This window comes from Streptomyces sp. NPDC052036 (genome assembly GCF_040680495.1).
GTDB lineage: Bacteria > Actinomycetota > Actinomycetes > Streptomycetales > Streptomycetaceae > Streptomyces.
Genome location: NZ_JBFAWW010000003.1, coordinates 96749 through 113253, shown reverse-complemented (window position 1 = coordinate 113253; position 16505 = coordinate 96749). Strand labels below are relative to the sequence as shown.

Here is a 16505-nt window from a genome sequence, read left to right as displayed (position 1 = left end):
TGACGCCTCACGGCGTCACGATCGCGAACTCCTGGTCCGGGCGCGTCACATACGAGAACAGCCGCTTCAGCAGTCCCCGGTCGCCCTGTGTCTCGATGCCCGCGAGGCCGGTGCCCGTGAGCAGGCCCAGCAGTTCGGGGCGGGTCAGGGTGAGGGTCAGGCCCGCGTGCGGCTTCGGTGTGCGATGCAGCGGCAGGCTTCGGTGGGTGAGGGCGCCGTGCTCCAGATTGAGGCGGTGCCGGCGCTGCTCGTCGATCACGATCAGGTCGATGACCAGCCGTGGCTCCTTCGCCGCACGCGGCCCGTCGATGCGGACCGCGATGGCGTCGAGCAGCATGCTCACCGTGAGCGCCGACGCCAGCCCGGCCGTGTCGCCGACGATGCGTGCGCTGCCCGCTCCCTCGCGCAGCTCCAGCGCGCCGGTCAGATACATGTTGCGCCAGGGCCCGTTCTCGGCCCCGTGCCCGAGCCGCTCGTACACGCCCGCCAGCAGTTCCTTCGCCTCCTCGTCGTCCGGGTCGGCGAAGACGAGGTGGTTGAGCAGGGTCGCGGCGAAGCGCAGATCGCCGGAGTCGGCGTAGCGGCGGGCCGCCGCGCGCATCGCCTCCGGGCCGCCCGCGACCTCCACGTACCGTCGGGCGAGGTCGGCCGGTGGGTGCTCCCACAGATGCGCGGGGTTGCCGTCGTACCAGCCCAGATAGCGCTGGCTGACGGCCTTGACGTTGTGATTCAGGGATCCGTAGTAGCCGCGCGCGTGCCAGGCGCCTTCCAGCGCGGGCGGCAGCCGTAGCTCCTCCGCGATCTCCGCGGCCGTCAGACCGCTGTTCAGCAGCCGCAGCGTCTGGTCGTGCAGATACGCGTACAGGTCCCGCTGCTCGGCCAGCAGCCGGACCACGTTCTCGTGCCCCCAGGTCGGCCAGTGGTGCGAGGCGAAGGCCACGTCGTAGGCGTCGCCGAAGAGGTCGATGGCCTCGTCGAGGTGGCGGGACCACGCGCGGGCGTCGCGCACGGGCGCGCCGCGCGGGGTCAGGATGTTGTGCAGGGTGTGCGTGACGTTCTCGGCCAGGCACAGCGCGCGCCGCTCGGGGAAGAGGAAGTTCATCTCGGCCGGCGCCTCGGTGTCCGGGGTCAGCTGGAACACGATCGGCACCCCGTCGACGGTCTCGCGCTGTCCGGTGTGCGTGATGTCGAGGGTCGGCGGGATCAGGGTGACCGTGCCGGTGGACAGCGCGATGCCAAGTCCGGTGCCGATGTGCCCGTCGGGCGCCTTCGGCAGCCGGGTGCCGTGCATGAAGGCGGCGCGGCGGGCCACCGCGGGCCCCGCGAACACGTTCTCGATGACCGCGTGTTCCAGGAACCCGACGGGCGCGAGCACCGGCACCCCCGTCTCCTCCTCGCGCGGCAGCACCCCCCGGGCGCCCCCGAAGTGGTCGACATGGCAGTGGGTGTGGACCAGCCCGGTGACGGGCCGCTGTCCGCGGTGGCGCCGGTACAGGGCGAGGGCGGCCGCCGCGCATTCGGCGGAGATCAGCGGATCGACGACGATCACACCGTCCCGGCCCTCGACCAGGGTCATGTTGGCCAGGTCGAGCCCGCGCACCTGGTACACGCCCTCGGTGACCTCGTACAGCCCCTGACGCGCGCACAGCTGCGACTGCCGCCACAGACCGGGATGGGCGGTGTCGGGGCAGTCGCCGTCGAGAAACCCGTACGCGTCCCCGTCCCACACCACCCGCCCGTCCCCGTCCGTGACCACCCCGGGCACCAGGGCGGCGACGAAGCCGCGGTCGGCGTTCTCGAAATCGGTCCGGTCCTCGAAGGGCGGCAGACCGTCACGGGGCGCGGCGTCCATGGGGCCAGCTTCGGCGCGCCGGGTGCCGGAGGCCAGCCGTGGGGGACCGTTCGGGGCGAGGGCGCGTCATCTGTCCGACCCGGTGTGAGCCTGTCCGGCCAGCGCGTTCGCGAGGGCCCCCGCGCTCGACGGCAGATGGGCCGGGGCCGCCGGGTGACCGTCCCGGGCGGGCCGCTCGGCGAACAGGGCCGCCGTCGTGCTCAGCGCGGGGGTGGAGGGGGTCGTCCACAGGGTGCGGGTGCCGGGGCCCGTGCCCGCGCCGCCGGAGAAGCCGCCGGGGAAGCCGGCAGGCACCGGCTCGGTCACGCCCGGCGCCGGGGGGACCGCCGCCGCGTACTTGTCCATCACCCGGGCCGCGAAGGGCGGCATGACCCGGCGGGTGTCCGGGTGCGTCGGCGCGGTCTGCTGCGCCCCCGCTTTCCTCGTCGTCGCCGTCCCCTGCGCGGCGGCGTACGACAGTGCGGGCGTCCCCGCCACGGCGGCGGTGACGGCCACGACGGCCAGATACTTCGGTATCCGTGTCATGAACGGGAAACTCCTTGCCTGCTACGGACCTTGTGGGGTCCGGATGGGTGCATACGGTCGGAGAGCGCCTCTCCATCCCTGCAAACTCCCGGCGCTCTTCCCGGGGATGACACCCCGTCGGAACTCCTCGTGCGACGGTGCGCCCGGCCCGGGCGACGTTCCGTGTGCCGGAGCCGTGGCCCGGCGTGACGACCTTCCTCGAACCGATCGCCGAACCGATCGCCGAACCGATCGCCGAACCGATCGCCGAACCGGCCGCACTGTCCGGGTGCGGGCTCCGGCCGGGCGGGGGCCGTCGCCGACGCGCTCGGCCGCCCGGCCGGGGCGGCTTTGGCGTCCACGGTGGGTACGGCCGTCCGGGCGCAGCCCATGAGCGCCGCGAGCATCGTCAGCGCGCATACGAGCGCGGCCGTCCGGGCGGACGCACGGCGCCGGTTGCCGGCTCTGGTGGTCACCTGTTCCCCCCTGCGGTGTGTTTCGATGTGCGGCGTACGGGACCTGTACGCACGAGGGAGACAGACGGGTTGCACGGGGGATCCGGGGAATTCGGCGACCCCGTGACGGGCCATGGGCCTTTGCGGGGGGAGGCCATGAGCGGGCACGGGGCGGGGCCATGAACGAGCACGGGGCGGGTGCATGACCGAGGACGTGGCGGGGGCATGACCGAAGAAGAGTTCGACGCTTTCTACGCCGCCGCCTTTCCCCGGCTGACCGGCCAGCTCTACGCGTTCACCGGGGACCACGGCGAGGCGCAGGACGTCGTGCAGGAGGCGTTCGTGCGTGCCTGGGACCGGCGGCGCGAGTTTCTCGCCGAGGGCGCGCCCGAGGCCTGGATACGGACCGTGGCGACCCGGCTGGCGGTCAGCCGCTGGCGGCGGGCGCGACGCTGGCTGGAACTGGTGCGCCGCACTCCGTTCCCGGAGCACACGCCCGGTCCCGACCCCGAACGGCCCCTGCTCGTGGCGGCTCTGCGCAAACTGCCCGAGGCGCAGCGGATGGCCCTGGTTCTGCACCATCTGTGCGACCTGAGTGTGGAGCAGGTAGCCTCCGAAACCGGTGCTCCGGTGGGGACGGTCAAGGCCCGGCTGTCCCGGGGCCGGGCGGCGCTGGCGCGGGAACTGGCCACCGGCGAGGGGGAGAGGGAGGACGACCGTGTCCGATGACCTCACCACCGGGCTGCGTGAACTGGCCGACTCCGGGCAGCTTCCGCCCCGGGTCTCCGGCGCCGAGGTCCGCCGCCGGGCGGGGGTAAGGCGCCGCCGCCGTGCGGCCACCGCGACCGCGGGTGCGTCCGCCGTGACGGCTCTCGGTGTCGCGCTGCTGTTCGGCCTCACCGGCACCGACCGGCAGGACCGTCCTTCTCCGGCCGCGCCCCCGACGAGCACTCCGAGCACCCGTGCGGAGCCCTCCGCCACGGTGTATCTGGCCCGGCGGACGCTCCTCGTCGGCGATCGTGCGCTGCCCGTCTCCGCGGGCGCGTTCGACACGCGCACGCCGACGGGACGGATGACGGTCACCGCCCGGCGGGACATCACGACGCTGCCCGCCGAGGCCCTTCGCATCAAGGGCGCTGCCGGCGGCGATGCCGGCGTCAAGATCCCCTGGGTGGTCGAGCTGCGCGCGGACGACGGCACGAGCACCTTCATCGGCGCTCTGACCTACGACATCAAGGCGCCCGGCAACTACGACACGACGGGCGGCTGGATCGGCCTCGGACTCTCGGACGCGAAGTGGCTGTACGCACGGTTGCGCGTGGGGGACGTGGTCCTCGTGGCGGAGGGCCGGGGCGCGCCCGCGCCGACGAGGACCTCCGCCACGACCCGGACGCCCGTTCCGACCACCCGCGCGTCCGAGGGGACGGGCACATCGGTCATGCCGTCCCCGCAGGTCGAGTCGGGCACGGGCGGCGCCGGTTAGCCGTCCGCCCGCCTTCCTCCGTGAGCCGGTGCAGCAGGCCGGGCAGGCCGGGCAGGCCGGGCAGGCCGGGCAGGCCGGGCAGGCCGGGCAGGCCGGGCAGGGTCGTCCGTTCGGCCTCGGACAGCGGCGCGGAGCATTCGGCCAGGACCGCGTCGGCGATCCTTCCCACTGCGCCGGGGTCGTCCCGATGCCGGCGAGCCGGCTGTCGAGGGCCCGGTGCTGACGGTACTGGGCCTGTTCTGGCCAGGCGACCGGAAGATCTCATTCCTGATGTGGCCGAAACGTGATGGGGTCCCGAACTCGTGCTGGTTTCAACGAGGTTGACAGTTGATCGGTACTGATCGACTATGTGCTCGAACTGTGGTTCATGTGACCAGTGAGCCCAGTGTTTCTCTTCGACCACTCTTCCCGGCCACGGTCCCGGCGGTCTTGTGCTGCCCGCTGTCCTGGTCCGGGGCACAGCCCACGAAGTTGGGGGAACGCATGTCCGTTGCGCGCCGTGTCGCCGTACGCCGCCTGCTCGGGACGGGCGCTGTGGCGCTCACTCTCACCGCCGTCACGGGCGGTGCCGCCTGGGCCTCGGACACGCCCGGCGGTGACGGCTGGGACAAGGCCGGCCACGGGTACACGTCCGGCAAGGGCCCGGGCACGGTGACCGAGAACGACCGGTGCCAGTTCTCGCTGGACGGGACCTCCTTCACCGACTCGGTGCGGGTCGACGACCAGAACCTGAAGCCGACGGAGGACGGCAAGGTCCACATCAAGGTACGGGCCGCGGGCGACGCCACGACCTGCACCGCCTCGCTCGCCGCCTACCGGGCGCACGGCGCCGCCTTCGGTACCTCCGGCCTCCAGGTCTTCCACGACTTCGACTCCGTGACGGTGAAGCCGGGCGAGACCGACACGCTGGACATCGCGGTCCCGGACGCCGGCTGCTTCGCGCAGATCGACCTGTACCGGGGCAAGGTGAAGTTCGACGGCGACTTCAAGGCGAACGACGGCTTCGAGCACGGTGACCTGCCCAAGGGCCCGGACCGCCCGGTCATCAAGGACAAGCTGATCGCGTCCTGGAACGGCGGTACGAAGGACTGCACGGCCCAGCCGCCGAGCAGCCCGCCCGCGTCGACCCCGCCCGCCTCGACCCCGCCCGCGTCCGTGCCGGCCACGCCCCCGCCCGCCTCGACGCCCGCGACCCCGGCCTCGCCGTCCAGCCCGCCCGCCCAGGAGTCGAGCACGCCGCCCGCGCCGACGCCGAACGGCGGTTCGTCCACCCCGCCCGGCGGCCTCGCCGAGACGGGCGGCGGCAGCACCGCGCTCCCCCTCACGGCGGGCGCCGCGGCCCTCGTCGCGGCCGGTGCGGCCATCGCGGTCGTCACCCGGCGCCGCACCTTGCGCACCCGCGCATGACGCCACCGGCGTCCTTGTGACCATCCCCCCAGGGCCCGGCGCTCCTATCCCCCGAGGAGCGCCGGGCCCGCCTTTTCGCCCCGCGAAGCCCGCGGCATGGAAACCCATGCCGCGACACGCGTGCCGCGACACGCGTGCCGCGACACGCGTGCCGCGACACGTGAACGGCCGTCGGCGGGCGCGCTGTTGGGGGCGCGCCCGCCGACGGCCGTGGCCGGGCGGAACCGGAGGGTCAGCCCGTCGTGGGCGCCGAGGTCGGAGCGGTCGACGGCGGCGGCGTGAAGCCCGGAGGCGGGGAGAGAACCACCGTGGGCTCGCCGGGCGCGGGGGCCGGCGGGGTGGTGTCGCTCTTCGGGAGCTTGGGCGGGGTCGTCTCCTGGAACAGGACGTTGTCGAAGTTCACCAGGCCCGTCTGCTCCATCACCGTGATGTGGTCGAGGACCGTGTCGTTCGCCTGGTCGGCCAGCTGGCGGACCAGCGTGTTCTGCGTGGTGGCCCGGATGTTGGCGATGACGGGGAAGATCTGGCCGTGCGTCACCCGCAGGATGTTGGCGAGATCCTCGTCGAACTTCTTGCCCTGGTCCGCCGTCAGCGTCTGCACGAACCCCTGCTGCTGCGGGCTCGGCTGGTTGGGCAGTGTGATGCCCAGTGTCGCGGCGACCTTCCGGTCGGTCTCGTCGAGGTTGACGTGCCCGTTGACCAGGTGTGCACCGGCCGTGCGCACGGCCGGGGTGGTGCCCTTCTTCAGGGCCAGTTCACCCGAGGGGAACTCCCACAGACCTGCGGCCCGCACCTTGACGACGAAGTCGCGGTCCGCCTCGGTCAGCGGTCCCGACGAGGTGTTGGCGATGACACGCGACGGAGCGCTCGACACGGTCTGCACTCCCAGCATCGAGGGATAGACGAGCGCCGTGAGTGTGAGTGTCAGGGCGCCCCCCACGAAAAGGGTTCCGGCCGCGTTCCGCGAAATGCGCATGGCACCTCCTGGTTGTTCGGACGCCCAGAAGTACGCGTACGGCGGGGCCCGGAACCTTTTCCGCTGGCAAAATCCACGGACCATGCTGTGGGGGTCGTCACACCCGGTCGGGCCCCGCGCCGCCGCGGCCCGGACCCGTGCGCGCGGCAGTCCGTGGTCATGGGCCGTGCTCCTGGGTTCCGTGTGCCGGAAGAGGATGCGTGGCGCTGCCGGGGTGCCTGGCCCGGCACCCGCTATGTTCAGTCTGAACATCGGACATTCGGGGTTGCCATGCAGAAGACGGATGCCCTGCCCGCGCAGGCGCAGACGGAGGCCGAGCCGGCCGGCGCGGTCCCCGTGGCGACCGCCGACGCGCCCGCGTCCGGCCGACGGCCGCTGCCCTGGCCGCTTCTGTTCGGACCGGCCGTCCTCGCCGGCCCCGTGCTGCTCCTGCTCAGCCGCTCGCTGAACGTGCCCGCCATGCAGGCCTGGCGGACCGTGTGTCTCGCCGTCGTCGTCCAGGCACTGCCCTTCCTGCTGCTCGGTACCGCCCTGTCCGGCGCGATCAACGCGTTCGTGCCGGCCCGGGTGTTCAGCAGGGTGCTGCCCCGCCGGCCCGTGCTCGCCGTCCCGGTCGCCGGGGTGGCCGGTGTCGTACTGCCCGGCTGTGAGTGTGCGTCGGTGCCCGTCGCGAACAGCCTGATCCGCCGTGGGGTGACTCCGGCCGCCGCCTTCGCGTTCCTGCTCTCGGCCCCCGCCATCAACCCTGTGGTGCTGACGGCGACCGCGGTCGCCTTTCCCGGCAACCCCGCCATGGTGCTGGCCCGGTTGCTCGCCTCGCTCGCCACCGCCGCCGTGATGGGCTGGCTCTGGCTCTGGCTGGGCCGTGAGGAGTGGCTGCGGCCCGCCGTGCGGCACATCGGACACCGGTCGGGGCACAGCCGTTGGACGGAGTTCCGGCTCGGCTTCCAGCACGACTTCCTCCAGGCGGGCGGGTTCCTGGTGGTCGGCGCCATGGCGGCGGCCACCTTCAACGTGGCCGTCCCGCGCTCCGTGCTCGACACCTTCTCCGGCTCGCCCTGGCTGTCGGTGCTCTTCCTGGCCGGGCTCGCGGTCATCCTGGCGGTGTGCTCCGAGGCCGACGCGTTCGTGGCGGCGTCGCTGAGCGGGTTCTCGCCGGTCGCGCGGCTGACGTTCATGGTGGTCGGGCCGATGGTCGACCTCAAGCTGATCGCTCTTCAGGCGGGCACGTTCGGCCGGGCCTTCGCGGCCCGTTTCTCCACCGCGACGACCGTGGTCGCGATCCTGTGCAGCTCGTTGATCGGAGCGGCCCTGCTGTGAAGCGTCCCGTCCAGGTGACCCTGCTGGTCCTCAGCGGCCTCGGCCTGCTGCACGCCTCGCTCTTCACCGACCTGTGCCTCAGGTATGTGAAGGAGGGGCTGCGGCCGCTGCTGATCGCGTCGGGCGTGCTGCTGCTGGTGCTGGGTGTGGTGGACGCCGCGGCGGGCCGGAACCGGACGGGCCACGGCCAACCCGCCGGGCGGCCGGAAGACGCTCACGAGGACGGCGACCACGACCACGATCGCGGCCACAGAGGCGGCCACGGCCATGACCACTCCGGCACCCCCCGGATCGCCTGGCTGCTGTTCCTGCCCGCGCTGAGCCTGCTCTTCTTCGCGCCGCCCGCCCTCGGCGCGTACACCGCGACCCGAGAGGCGCCCAAGGCCGTCCAGGAGCAGGAGCATTTCGATCCGCTGCCCCGGACCTCGCCGCTCCCGATGACCCTCACGGACTTCACCACCCGGGTGCAGCAGGACCGGGGGCTGGCCATCAAGGGGCGCAGCATCCAGATGTCCGGTTTCGTCACGCCCGACAAGCGGACCGGCAGCTGGTACCTGACCCGGATCATCATCTCCTGCTGTGCCGCGGACGCCCAGTCCGTGAAGGTGCGGATGTACGGGAAGCCGGCCCTGGCCGCCAACACCTGGGTGGCCGTCACGGGTACCTGGCACCCCGGCGGAACCCTGGGCACGCGTTCGGCGCCCGTCGCGCTCGACGCCCGTACCGTCGAGCGGATCGCCCGGCCGGTGAACGGGTACACGGACGATCTGCCGCTCCTCCCCTCGCGCTGACCGCCCGCCTCGCGCACAGCCAGCCGTACGGGAGGGCGGACCGACGCCCGAGCCCTCGGCCGACCCGGATCCTCCGGCGGCTCAGGCCATCCAGAAGAAGACGGCCGTCATGCGCTTGTCCTCCAGGTCGCTGCCGCAGTAACCGGTGGCGCTGTGCATGACGTTGGCCTTGTACAGGAGCAGCCGGTTGTAGCGCTGCGGCACACGTACGTCCTCGGTGAACGAGTCCGGTGAGACATAGCGCGTGCCCAGCGCCTCGACCAGGTTGGTGTGCGGTGCCTGCACCATGTTGCCACCGAGGACGCCGCCGGGCAGGCTCTGGCGGTAGAAGCTCGTGCCGCAGTCCTTGGGGATGTCCGGGCTGAGATAGAGCACCGCGGCATAGCGGCACAGCGCCCGTGAGTCGGTGTGCGGACGCGGCTCGCCCTCGTCCTTGCCGACGACCTGGATGCAGTTGTGATTGAGGGTGCCCCCGCCGGGCGCGGTCTGCAGCCACAGCTTCTGCGCGCCGGTCTCCTTGCGCACGAGCCGTTCCACGCGGGCGAGTTCGTCCGGTTCCAGCCCGGGCATCGTCCGCAGCCCCGGCCAGCTCTCCTGGGTGTACGGATACCCCTTGGTCCAGTCGTTCTCGTCCTTGGCGAGGCACCGGGCCCGTACCTCGTCCACGTTCGGCAGCACGTCGTCGAGGACCCAGTAGTCACGGCCGCGGGTGGGCTTGCGGTACGGGAGCACGGGCAGGCGTGGGGGCTGTGGGGGCATGCGGGTGAACCTACAGTCCGTGCTCGCCGCCGTTTCTCTTCGGATGGTCAACGTTCCTTCAACACAACGCCCTTGAAACGTAACGGGGTTGGGTTGACGGGGCGTGGTCAGGGGGTCGGCGACGCCGGGCTCGACCGCGTCCGCTCCGGGGTCTCCGCGGAGCTGCTGTCCGGTGAGAACACCGCCATGCTCACGAACATCGCCGTCAGGAACAGGGCCGCGGCGGCGATCAGGCCCACGGCGCGCGGCCGCTGCATGACGATCGTACGCAGCGAGGGCTGTGCGCGCCGTCCGCCGGCCGGCGTCCGGTCGCGGCGCCCCGACATCGCCGGGCGCTCGCGGTGGCCTCCCGTGGCGGGGCGGTCCCGGTGAGGGGCGGTGGCGGGGCGTTCGCGGTGGCTGCCCGGCTGCGGGCGCTGGCGATGGGCCGTCCGGTGGCCCGGGGCCGGGGCGGCGGAGGGGAGTTTGTACGTCGTGGCCGGGCCCGAGTCCGTACGGGGGAGCGCCGGCGGTTCCATGGCGGGCACCGGGGTGTGCCGCGGCTGCGGGGCGATGGCGGGGAGCGGTTCGGGGCGGCCCTGCCAGGCGCCGGTGCCGAACCAGTCGGCGGCCTGCTGTGCGGTCGGCCGGTCCTCGGGCCGCTTGGCGAGAAGGCTCAGCAGATAGTTCTCGAAGGCGGGCGGCAGCGAGACACCCAGCTCGCGGGGCGGCACGGGGGCGCTGTCGAGATGGTGGTGGAGGATCGCGATCGGGGTATCGGCGCGGAACGGCGGGTTGCCGGTGAGGAGTTGATAGAGCACACAGCCCAGCGAGTAGACGTCGCTGGGGGGTCCCGCGGGCTTACCGAGTGCGCGTTCCGGCGCGATGTACAGGCTGGTGCCGACGATCTGCCCGGTCGCGGTGAGCGCGGCCGAGGGGTCGTCCATGAAGCGGGCGATGCCGAAGTCGCCGATCTTGACCGTGCCGTCCGCGTCGAGCAGCAGGTTGCCGGGCTTGATGTCCCGGTGCACGATGCCCTGTTGGTGCGCCACGGCGAGCCCGGCCGCAGCCTGCGCGGCGATGCGGGCGACGCGCTCGGCGGGCAGCGGACCGTCGTCGGCGAGCACCCGGGAGAGGCTGTCGCCGTCCACGAACTCCATGACCAGGAACAGCCGGCCGTCGTGCTCGCCGAAGTCGAGGACGCCGACCACATGGGGGTGGTGCAGCCGCCCCGCGGTCTGGGCCTCCAGCCGGAAGCGGGAGTCGGCGGTGGGGTCGGAGTTCTGGGCCAGCAGGACCTTGACGGCGACCGGCCGGCCGAGCATCTGGTCGTACGCCCGCCAGACCTCCCCCATCGCGCCACGTCCGACGGTGGTGTTCAGCTCGTACCGGCCCGCGATCAGCACCTGTTGTTACATCCTCATGCCGTGAGACGAATGCCGTGAGACCGCCCGGCCGCCGTCGGCCATGACTCCGCGGAACGGGTGATGGTGGGGAGCCGGAGCGGATCACAGCCTAACGGCACGCTCCCCGATTTGATCACGGTCTCCCCCCTGTGATGACCGAGTGGTGACGAACCTGTCGCACAATCCCCGCGTGTCCGACACTCCCGGCGCGGCGGCCCGGCTCCGCCGGACACGGGCCGACGGCCCCCGGCAGGCAGGGAGCCGACAGGAATGGGCCATTCGGCTCGGACTTCCCGAGCCTCTGACCGGTGGAGGACGGGGTCGACATCGGCCAAGGTCGTAAGTCAGTCGATTGACTTGATTTCTGGGAAGGGATGGCCTGACAGGAGGAACCGCACCCCCGGAAGCAGGAGGTCATGATGAGTGACGGACGCACCGAGCGGACCGAGCCGCTGCCCTATCCCTTCTCCGCCCCGACGGTCCTTCAGGTGCCGCCCGAATGGTCCGAGTTGCGGCGGACGTGTCCGGTGGCGCGGGTGACGCTGCCCAGCGGCGACGAGGCGTCGCTGCTGACCCGGTACGAGGACGTCCGCAGCGTGCTCGCCGACCCGCGCTTCACCCGCGAGCTGAGCGCGCCCGGAGCGGCCCGGATCACCGACACCGAGTCGGGGGGACTGTTCAACAGCCCGGTGTCCAGGACGCTGGCCGCCGAGGGGCATGAGCGATGGCGCCGGATGGTCGGCAAGTGGTTCACGGCCAAGCGCATGTCCGCGCTGCGGCCCGGGATCGAGGCCCGGACGGAGGAGCTCGTCGACGAGATGCTGGAGCACGGTCGGCCGGCCGATCTCGTCACCCATGTGGCCTTCCCGCTGCCGGTGTGGGTGATCTGCGACATGCTCGGCGTCCCGGAGAGCGACCGAGAGGCGTTCGCGCACTGGTCCGACGTCAGCCTGAGCCTGACCCGGTTCGACGAGGCCGAGATCGACACCGCTCAGGCCGAGTTCACCGCCTGCCTCAGCGAGTTGGTCGAGGGCAAGCGCGCACACCCCGGCGACGATCTGCTGAGCCGGCTCATGGACGCGACCGACGCCGAGGGGCGGCCGATGTCCGGTGCGGCGCTGGTCGCGACCGCCCAGGCGCTGCTGGTCGCCGGGCACGAGACCACGGCCGGGGTGATCGCGAAGATGGTGGCCCTGCTGCTGGCGGACCGCCGCCACTGGGAGCGGCTGCTCGCCGACCGGTCGCTGGTGCGTACGGCCGTGGAGGAGGTGCTCCGCTTCGACCCCAACGGCGGTTTCGGCCTGCCGCGCTATCTCTCCGAGGACACCGTGGTCGGGGGTGATGTGGTGCCCTCCGGTACGACCGTGATCTGCAGCATGGCCGCGGCCAACCGGGACGAGAGCGCCTTCGAGGGCGCCGACGAACTGGACCTGGGCCGCAGCCCCAACCCGCACATCGCGTTCGGCGCCGGAGCGCACTCCTGCCTGGGCCAGCCGCTGGCCCGCACCGAACTGCAGACCGTGCTCGATGTGCTGCTGCGCCGTCTGCCGGACCTGGAGCTGGCGGTCGAGCCCGGCGAACTGCGCAGGGTGGAGGGACTGGTCGTCGGCAGGCTGCAGGAACTTCCGGTGCGGTGGTGAAGCGGACATGAAGGTCACGGTTGACGAAGCGAAGTGCTGTGGTGCCGGTCAGTGTGCTGCTGGCGCCGGACGTGTTCGACCAGCGGGAGGAGGACGGGATCGTCCGGCTCCGCGACGCGGAACCCCCGTCCGGGCGGCACCCGGCCGTACGGGAGGCGGCGAGCATGTGCCCGGCCGCCGCGATCACGCTCACCGGGACGGGCTGAGCGCATCCGCCGGGTGGCCTGCGGCCGGACGCGTGAATTGCGCGGTCCGGCCGCGGGAGGGCCGGCCCGTGACGGCAGACGCCGAAATAGTGTCCCCGCATGACGGAAATCCTCAGCGGGCCCACCATCGGGGAGCTTCAGGAGCGCGCCCACGACGAGGGGCACGACTACGCCAAGGGCTCCCCGCACATCCGGCATCACCGCATCCGTGAGCGGGTGATCTCGGGTCTGCACGCCCTGGTCGGCGAGGTCACCGACCGCAACGGCCAGTGCCGGGTCCTGGAGATCGGTGCCGGGCACGGGACCTTCACCGACCATCTGGTGGCGGCCGGGGCGAGGGTCGAGGTGACGGAGATGAGCGCCCCCAGCGCGGCGGTCCTCCGTCACCGCTTCCGCAACAATCCGCGCGTCACCGTCACGCACGACCCGGACGGAGAGGCGCTGCTGCGCGCGGAGCCGCTCGACGCCGTGGTGTGCATCTCCGTGCTGCACCACATCCCCGACTATCCGGGTGCCGTCGAACACCTCGTCGGCCGTATCGCCCCGGGCGGCGCCTTCTTCAGCATCCAGGATCCCTTGTGGTACCCGCGCCGGTCGGGTGTCTCGATGCGCCTGGACCGGGGCGCGTATCTGCTGTGGCGGCTCGGCCAGGGGAACCTGCGGCGCGGACTGGCCACCCAGGCGCGCCGACTGCGCGGTCACTACGACGAGACGAACGAGGCCGACATGGCGGAGTACCACGTCGTACGGCAGGGGGTGGACGAGGTGGCGCTGCAGGGGCTGCTGCGACCCGCCTTCCACCAGGTGGAGCTGCAACGCTACTGGTCGACGCAGTCGGGAGTGCTGCAGTCGCTCGGGGACCGCTTCGGCCCCGCCACCACCTTCGGCCTCCTCGCCCGCAACCGCCGCGCCGGCTGACCACCACGCCTCACCTCCGGCCCCGGCTCTCGGTCAGGCCCGGACGTCCAGGACGTACTTGCCCGTGGACGCCCGTGTCTCCAGCAGTTCGTGCGCCCGCGCCACGTCCGTCAGCGGCAGCACCGTCACCTCCACGCGGACGGCGCCCCGCGCGACCTCCGTCAGGGCCTGTTCCAGATGGGCGCGGAGCAGCTGCGGGGCGCGGCCCGCGACGCCGCCGAGGTTGTAGCCCGCCAGCGAACTGTTGGTGTACCAGGGGTGGTTGCCCTCGAAGGCGACGTCCTCGGCCGCCGCGTTGCCGAAGACGACATGGCGTCCGAACGCGGCGAGCAGGCCGGTCACGGACAACCGGAACGCGCCGCCGACCGAGTCCAGAACCAGGTCCGCGCCCGCTCCGCCGGTGCGTTCGGCCACCTCCCGCCCGATCTCGTCGTACGACACCACGCTGTCGTAGCCGAAACCGCGCGCGTACTCCGCCTTGGCCGGGGAGCTGGTCACACCGATCACCGTGCGTGCGCCCAGTGACCGGGCCAGCTGCGCGGCGGCCGTGCCGACCCCGCCCGCGGCGGCGAGGACGACCACGGTCTCGCCCTTCGCGAGATGTCCGGCGGAGGTGAGCACGCCCAGCGCGGTGGTGACGTTGCACAGGGCGCCCGCCGCCAAGGCGCCGTCCAGCCCGGCGAGGTCGCCGTCCAGCCGTACCGTGTGCTCCGCGCCGACCGCGACGACCTCGGCGTTGCCGCCGCCGCCCAGGGCGAGGGCGGCTACCCGCTCGCCGGCCTCGACGCCGGTGACGCCCTCGCCGACGGCGCGTACCGTGCCGACCGCCTCCAGACCGGGGAAGTGCGGCAGATCCACCGGGAACTGGCCCCGCCGGAACATCACTTCGGCGAAGTTCACGCCCGCGTACTCGACGTCGACCGTGATCTGCCCGGGCCCCGGCTCCGGCACGGCGACATCCGCGACGGTCAGGACGGACGGGCCGCCGAAGGACTCGAACCGGACGGTACGCATACGGCTCCCGGCGGTCGTGGGGGTCTCGGGGTTCTCGGGGGTGTTCGTCATGGGATTCCTCTCTCGTCGAGGGGGGGACCCCTCTGCCGGCACCGAAGGAGGCAGTTCCTTCATGAGACAGAACTCTGTCATATGAACTAGGTCTGCTGTGTGGAGAAGGCGAACCTGTGCCAGGATCCTGTTACGGCAGACTCACGTCCACTGCTTCGTCCTCTGTCACATGCGAGACTGTTGGCATGGCGGACACGACGGAGACGGTCGCCGCGGGCCGGCTCGGGCACACGATCAAGAGGGCGGAGCAGGCCCTCATCGCACGCAAGACGCAGGTGTTGCGGGAGTTCGACCTGACGGTGCCCCAGTACTCGGTCCTGTTGCTGCTTTCGGCCTCCGACGGCATGTCGGCGGCGCAGCTCGCCCGGGAGTGCATGGTCACGCCGCAGACGATGGCCACGGTGCTGACCAACCTGGAGAAGGCCGGCCTGGTGGTGCGTGAACCCTCGGAGCTGCACCAGAAGGTCGTGGTCAACCGGGTGACCCGGGCGGGCCGCGCCATCGTGAAGAAGGCCGACAGGGCGGCGCTGTTCGTCGAGGGCTCGCTGAGTGCCGAATTCACGCCGGAAGAGCGGGCCCGCTTCGAGGAGTATCTGGAGCGGGCGGTCGCGGTTCTGGAGTCCCTGCGCTGATCAGTCGGGCGCTCGTGCGCTCGTGGCTTGCGTGAGGACGGTCTCCCGCACCTCTTTTGCTAGCACTGCTAGACATCCGAGCGTCGATCGGTCTAGCATCGCATTACTTGCTAGCGGCGCTAGGAACGCGCCCGGGCGTCTCGGGAGGGGACATGCAGAACGCACTGGCCGTCATCACGGTCGTCATCGTCGGCCTGCTGGTGGGCGTCGAGTTCGCGGTGGCGGTGTTCGTCAACCCGATCCTCGACCGGCTGCCGAACGACGGCGGCCTCTCGGCCCGCAGCGACGGGGCCCGCATCCTCGGCAGGGTGATGCCGTTCTGGTACATCGGCTCGGTCGTGCTCGGTGCCGTCCGGGCGGTCGCGAGCTGGGGCGACGCCGGGTCGGGGCTCGTCGTCACGGCCACCGCCCTGCTCGTGCTGAGCGTCCTGATGTCGATCGCCCTGCTGGTCCCGATCAACTCCCGCGTCGCGCAGTGGACCCGGGACAGCGCCCCGGCGGACTGGAAGCAGCAGCTCGGCCGCTGGGACCGGTTCCACTTTGTCCGCGTCGGGGTCATCGTCGCGGCGTTCGTCCTGCTGGTCGTCGCCCTGGTGTGACGCCCCGGACCGGCCGGCGGGCCGACCGTACCGGCGCTCAGGGGTTCTCGCCCTGGCTCCCGTCTCCGCCCCCGCCCTCCTCCTCGGGAGGGGCGGGGGCGCGGTCGTGCCGTGCCGCGCGCTCGAAGTCCCCCCACGCCTGGCGCTGGATCTCCTCGGGATCCGCGAGGAGTTGCTCCAGGGGCTCCGCAACCCCGGGAGCGGGCGGGGGCACTCGGGTGAGGGCGTCGTAGAGGTACGCGCAGGCCTCGTCCTCGGTGGCGAAGTGCCGTATCTCGCGGTCCCGGGAACGCTCGCGCAGGCCGACGGTCCAGCCGTTGCCCTCGGGACGCAGGACGTAGAAGGCATCCGGCTGGACGGGGACGTCGTGGACGCCGGTGATCTCGTACAAGGCCTCGGGAACGCCCGCCTCGCGGAGTCTGCCGACGAGTTCTGTTCGGTCCATCGGTGTGTCTCACCCCGTGGCTCCCGGGTGGTCCCCGACCGCGCCGGTCCAAGGGCCACCCAGGGCCG

Annotated in this window: 16 protein-coding genes and 1 pseudogene; 10 read left to right on the top strand and 7 right to left on the bottom strand. The window is 72.2% G+C overall.

Translation table 11 applies throughout. From position 1 onward, the window contains the following. Positions 1–7: 7 nt before the first annotated feature. Complete coding sequence (locus AB0L95_RS06845; RefSeq protein ID WP_365158065.1) at positions 8–1852, bottom strand: alkyl sulfatase dimerization domain-containing protein; 1845 nt, start codon at positions 1850–1852, stop codon at positions 8–10. Positions 1853–1918: 66 nt separating this feature from the next. After that, positions 1919–2377: a hypothetical protein gene (locus AB0L95_RS06840; RefSeq protein ID WP_365158062.1), complete on the bottom strand. Its 459-nt coding sequence runs from the start codon at positions 2375–2377 to the stop codon at positions 1919–1921. A 659-nt stretch (positions 2378–3036) separates the two neighbouring features. Here AB0L95_RS06840 and AB0L95_RS06835 point away from each other — a divergent pair. The 3 genes from AB0L95_RS06835 to AB0L95_RS06825 all read left to right on the top strand — a co-directional run bounded on the left by AB0L95_RS06835 (position 3037) and on the right by AB0L95_RS06825 (position 5701). Continuing rightward, the gene (locus AB0L95_RS06835; RefSeq protein ID WP_365158059.1) at positions 3037–3540 is read left to right on the top strand and encodes a SigE family RNA polymerase sigma factor; all 504 of its coding nucleotides are present in this window, start codon (positions 3037–3039) and stop codon (positions 3538–3540) included. Next, entirely contained in the window at positions 3530–4294 is a 765-nt protein-coding gene (locus AB0L95_RS06830; RefSeq protein ID WP_365158057.1) for a L,D-transpeptidase, read from the top strand. The genes AB0L95_RS06835 and AB0L95_RS06830 overlap by 11 nt, the downstream gene beginning before the upstream one ends. A gap of 483 nt (positions 4295–4777) precedes the next feature. After that, entirely contained in the window at positions 4778–5701 is a 924-nt protein-coding gene (locus AB0L95_RS06825) for a hypothetical protein (RefSeq protein ID WP_365158054.1), read from the top strand. 232 nt (positions 5702–5933) lie between these two features. Here the strand turns inward: AB0L95_RS06825 and AB0L95_RS06820 are convergent, their stop codons facing one another. Further along, the gene (locus tag AB0L95_RS06820) at positions 5934–6677 is read right to left on the bottom strand and encodes a DUF4142 domain-containing protein (RefSeq protein ID WP_365158051.1); all 744 of its coding nucleotides are present in this window, start codon (positions 6675–6677) and stop codon (positions 5934–5936) included. Positions 6678–6947: 270 nt separating this feature from the next. Between AB0L95_RS06820 and AB0L95_RS06815 the strand changes: the two genes are divergently transcribed. After that, positions 6948–7997 (top strand): permease, encoded by a 1050-nt coding sequence (locus tag AB0L95_RS06815; RefSeq protein WP_365158048.1) that lies wholly within the window; start codon positions 6948–6950, stop codon positions 7995–7997. Continuing rightward, the gene (locus tag AB0L95_RS06810; RefSeq protein ID WP_365158045.1) at positions 7994–8788 is read left to right on the top strand and encodes a TIGR03943 family protein; all 795 of its coding nucleotides are present in this window, start codon (positions 7994–7996) and stop codon (positions 8786–8788) included. The genes AB0L95_RS06815 and AB0L95_RS06810 overlap by 4 nt, the downstream gene beginning before the upstream one ends. Before the next feature lie 81 nt (positions 8789–8869). Here the strand turns inward: AB0L95_RS06810 and AB0L95_RS06805 are convergent, their stop codons facing one another. After that, positions 8870–9547 carry a DUF6445 family protein gene (locus AB0L95_RS06805; RefSeq protein WP_365158043.1) on the bottom strand — a complete coding sequence of 226 codons (678 nt, stop codon included), beginning with the start codon at positions 9545–9547 and terminating at the stop codon, positions 8870–8872. A gap of 107 nt (positions 9548–9654) precedes the next feature. Beyond that, entirely contained in the window at positions 9655–10932 is a 1278-nt protein-coding gene (locus AB0L95_RS06800) for a protein kinase (RefSeq protein ID WP_365158040.1), read from the bottom strand. A 419-nt stretch (positions 10933–11351) separates the two neighbouring features. Between AB0L95_RS06800 and AB0L95_RS06795 the strand changes: the two genes are divergently transcribed. From AB0L95_RS06795 to AB0L95_RS06785, 3 genes and pseudogenes are all read left to right on the top strand, one after another. Then, positions 11352–12572, top strand: coding sequence for a cytochrome P450 (locus tag AB0L95_RS06795; protein ID WP_365158037.1), 1221 nt, complete (start codon positions 11352–11354; stop codon positions 12570–12572). Between the two features lie 7 nt (positions 12573–12579). Then, positions 12580–12778, top strand: a pseudogene (locus AB0L95_RS06790) (ferredoxin). Between the two features lie 99 nt (positions 12779–12877). After that, positions 12878–13696, top strand: a complete 819-nt coding sequence (locus AB0L95_RS06785) for a class I SAM-dependent methyltransferase (protein ID WP_365158034.1) — start codon at positions 12878–12880, stop codon at positions 13694–13696. Between the two features lie 33 nt (positions 13697–13729). Here AB0L95_RS06785 and AB0L95_RS06780 read toward each other — a convergent pair whose 3' ends face one another. Continuing rightward, entirely contained in the window at positions 13730–14761 is a 1032-nt protein-coding gene (locus AB0L95_RS06780; protein ID WP_365158031.1) for a zinc-binding dehydrogenase, read from the bottom strand. A gap of 185 nt (positions 14762–14946) precedes the next feature. Here AB0L95_RS06780 and AB0L95_RS06775 point away from each other — a divergent pair, with 185 nt between their 5' ends. Both AB0L95_RS06775 and AB0L95_RS06770 read left to right on the top strand, forming a co-directional pair. Next, positions 14947–15393 (top strand): MarR family transcriptional regulator, encoded by a 447-nt coding sequence (locus AB0L95_RS06775; RefSeq protein ID WP_365158028.1) that lies wholly within the window; start codon positions 14947–14949, stop codon positions 15391–15393. 152 nt (positions 15394–15545) lie between these two features. Then, complete coding sequence (locus AB0L95_RS06770; protein ID WP_365158026.1) at positions 15546–15992, top strand: DUF1772 domain-containing protein; 447 nt, start codon at positions 15546–15548, stop codon at positions 15990–15992. A 37-nt stretch (positions 15993–16029) separates the two neighbouring features. On the opposite strand, the gene AB0L95_RS06765 is transcribed toward AB0L95_RS06770, so the two are convergent. Further along, positions 16030–16437: a hypothetical protein gene (locus AB0L95_RS06765; RefSeq protein WP_365158023.1), complete on the bottom strand. Its 408-nt coding sequence runs from the start codon at positions 16435–16437 to the stop codon at positions 16030–16032. Positions 16438–16505 lie beyond the last annotated feature (68 nt).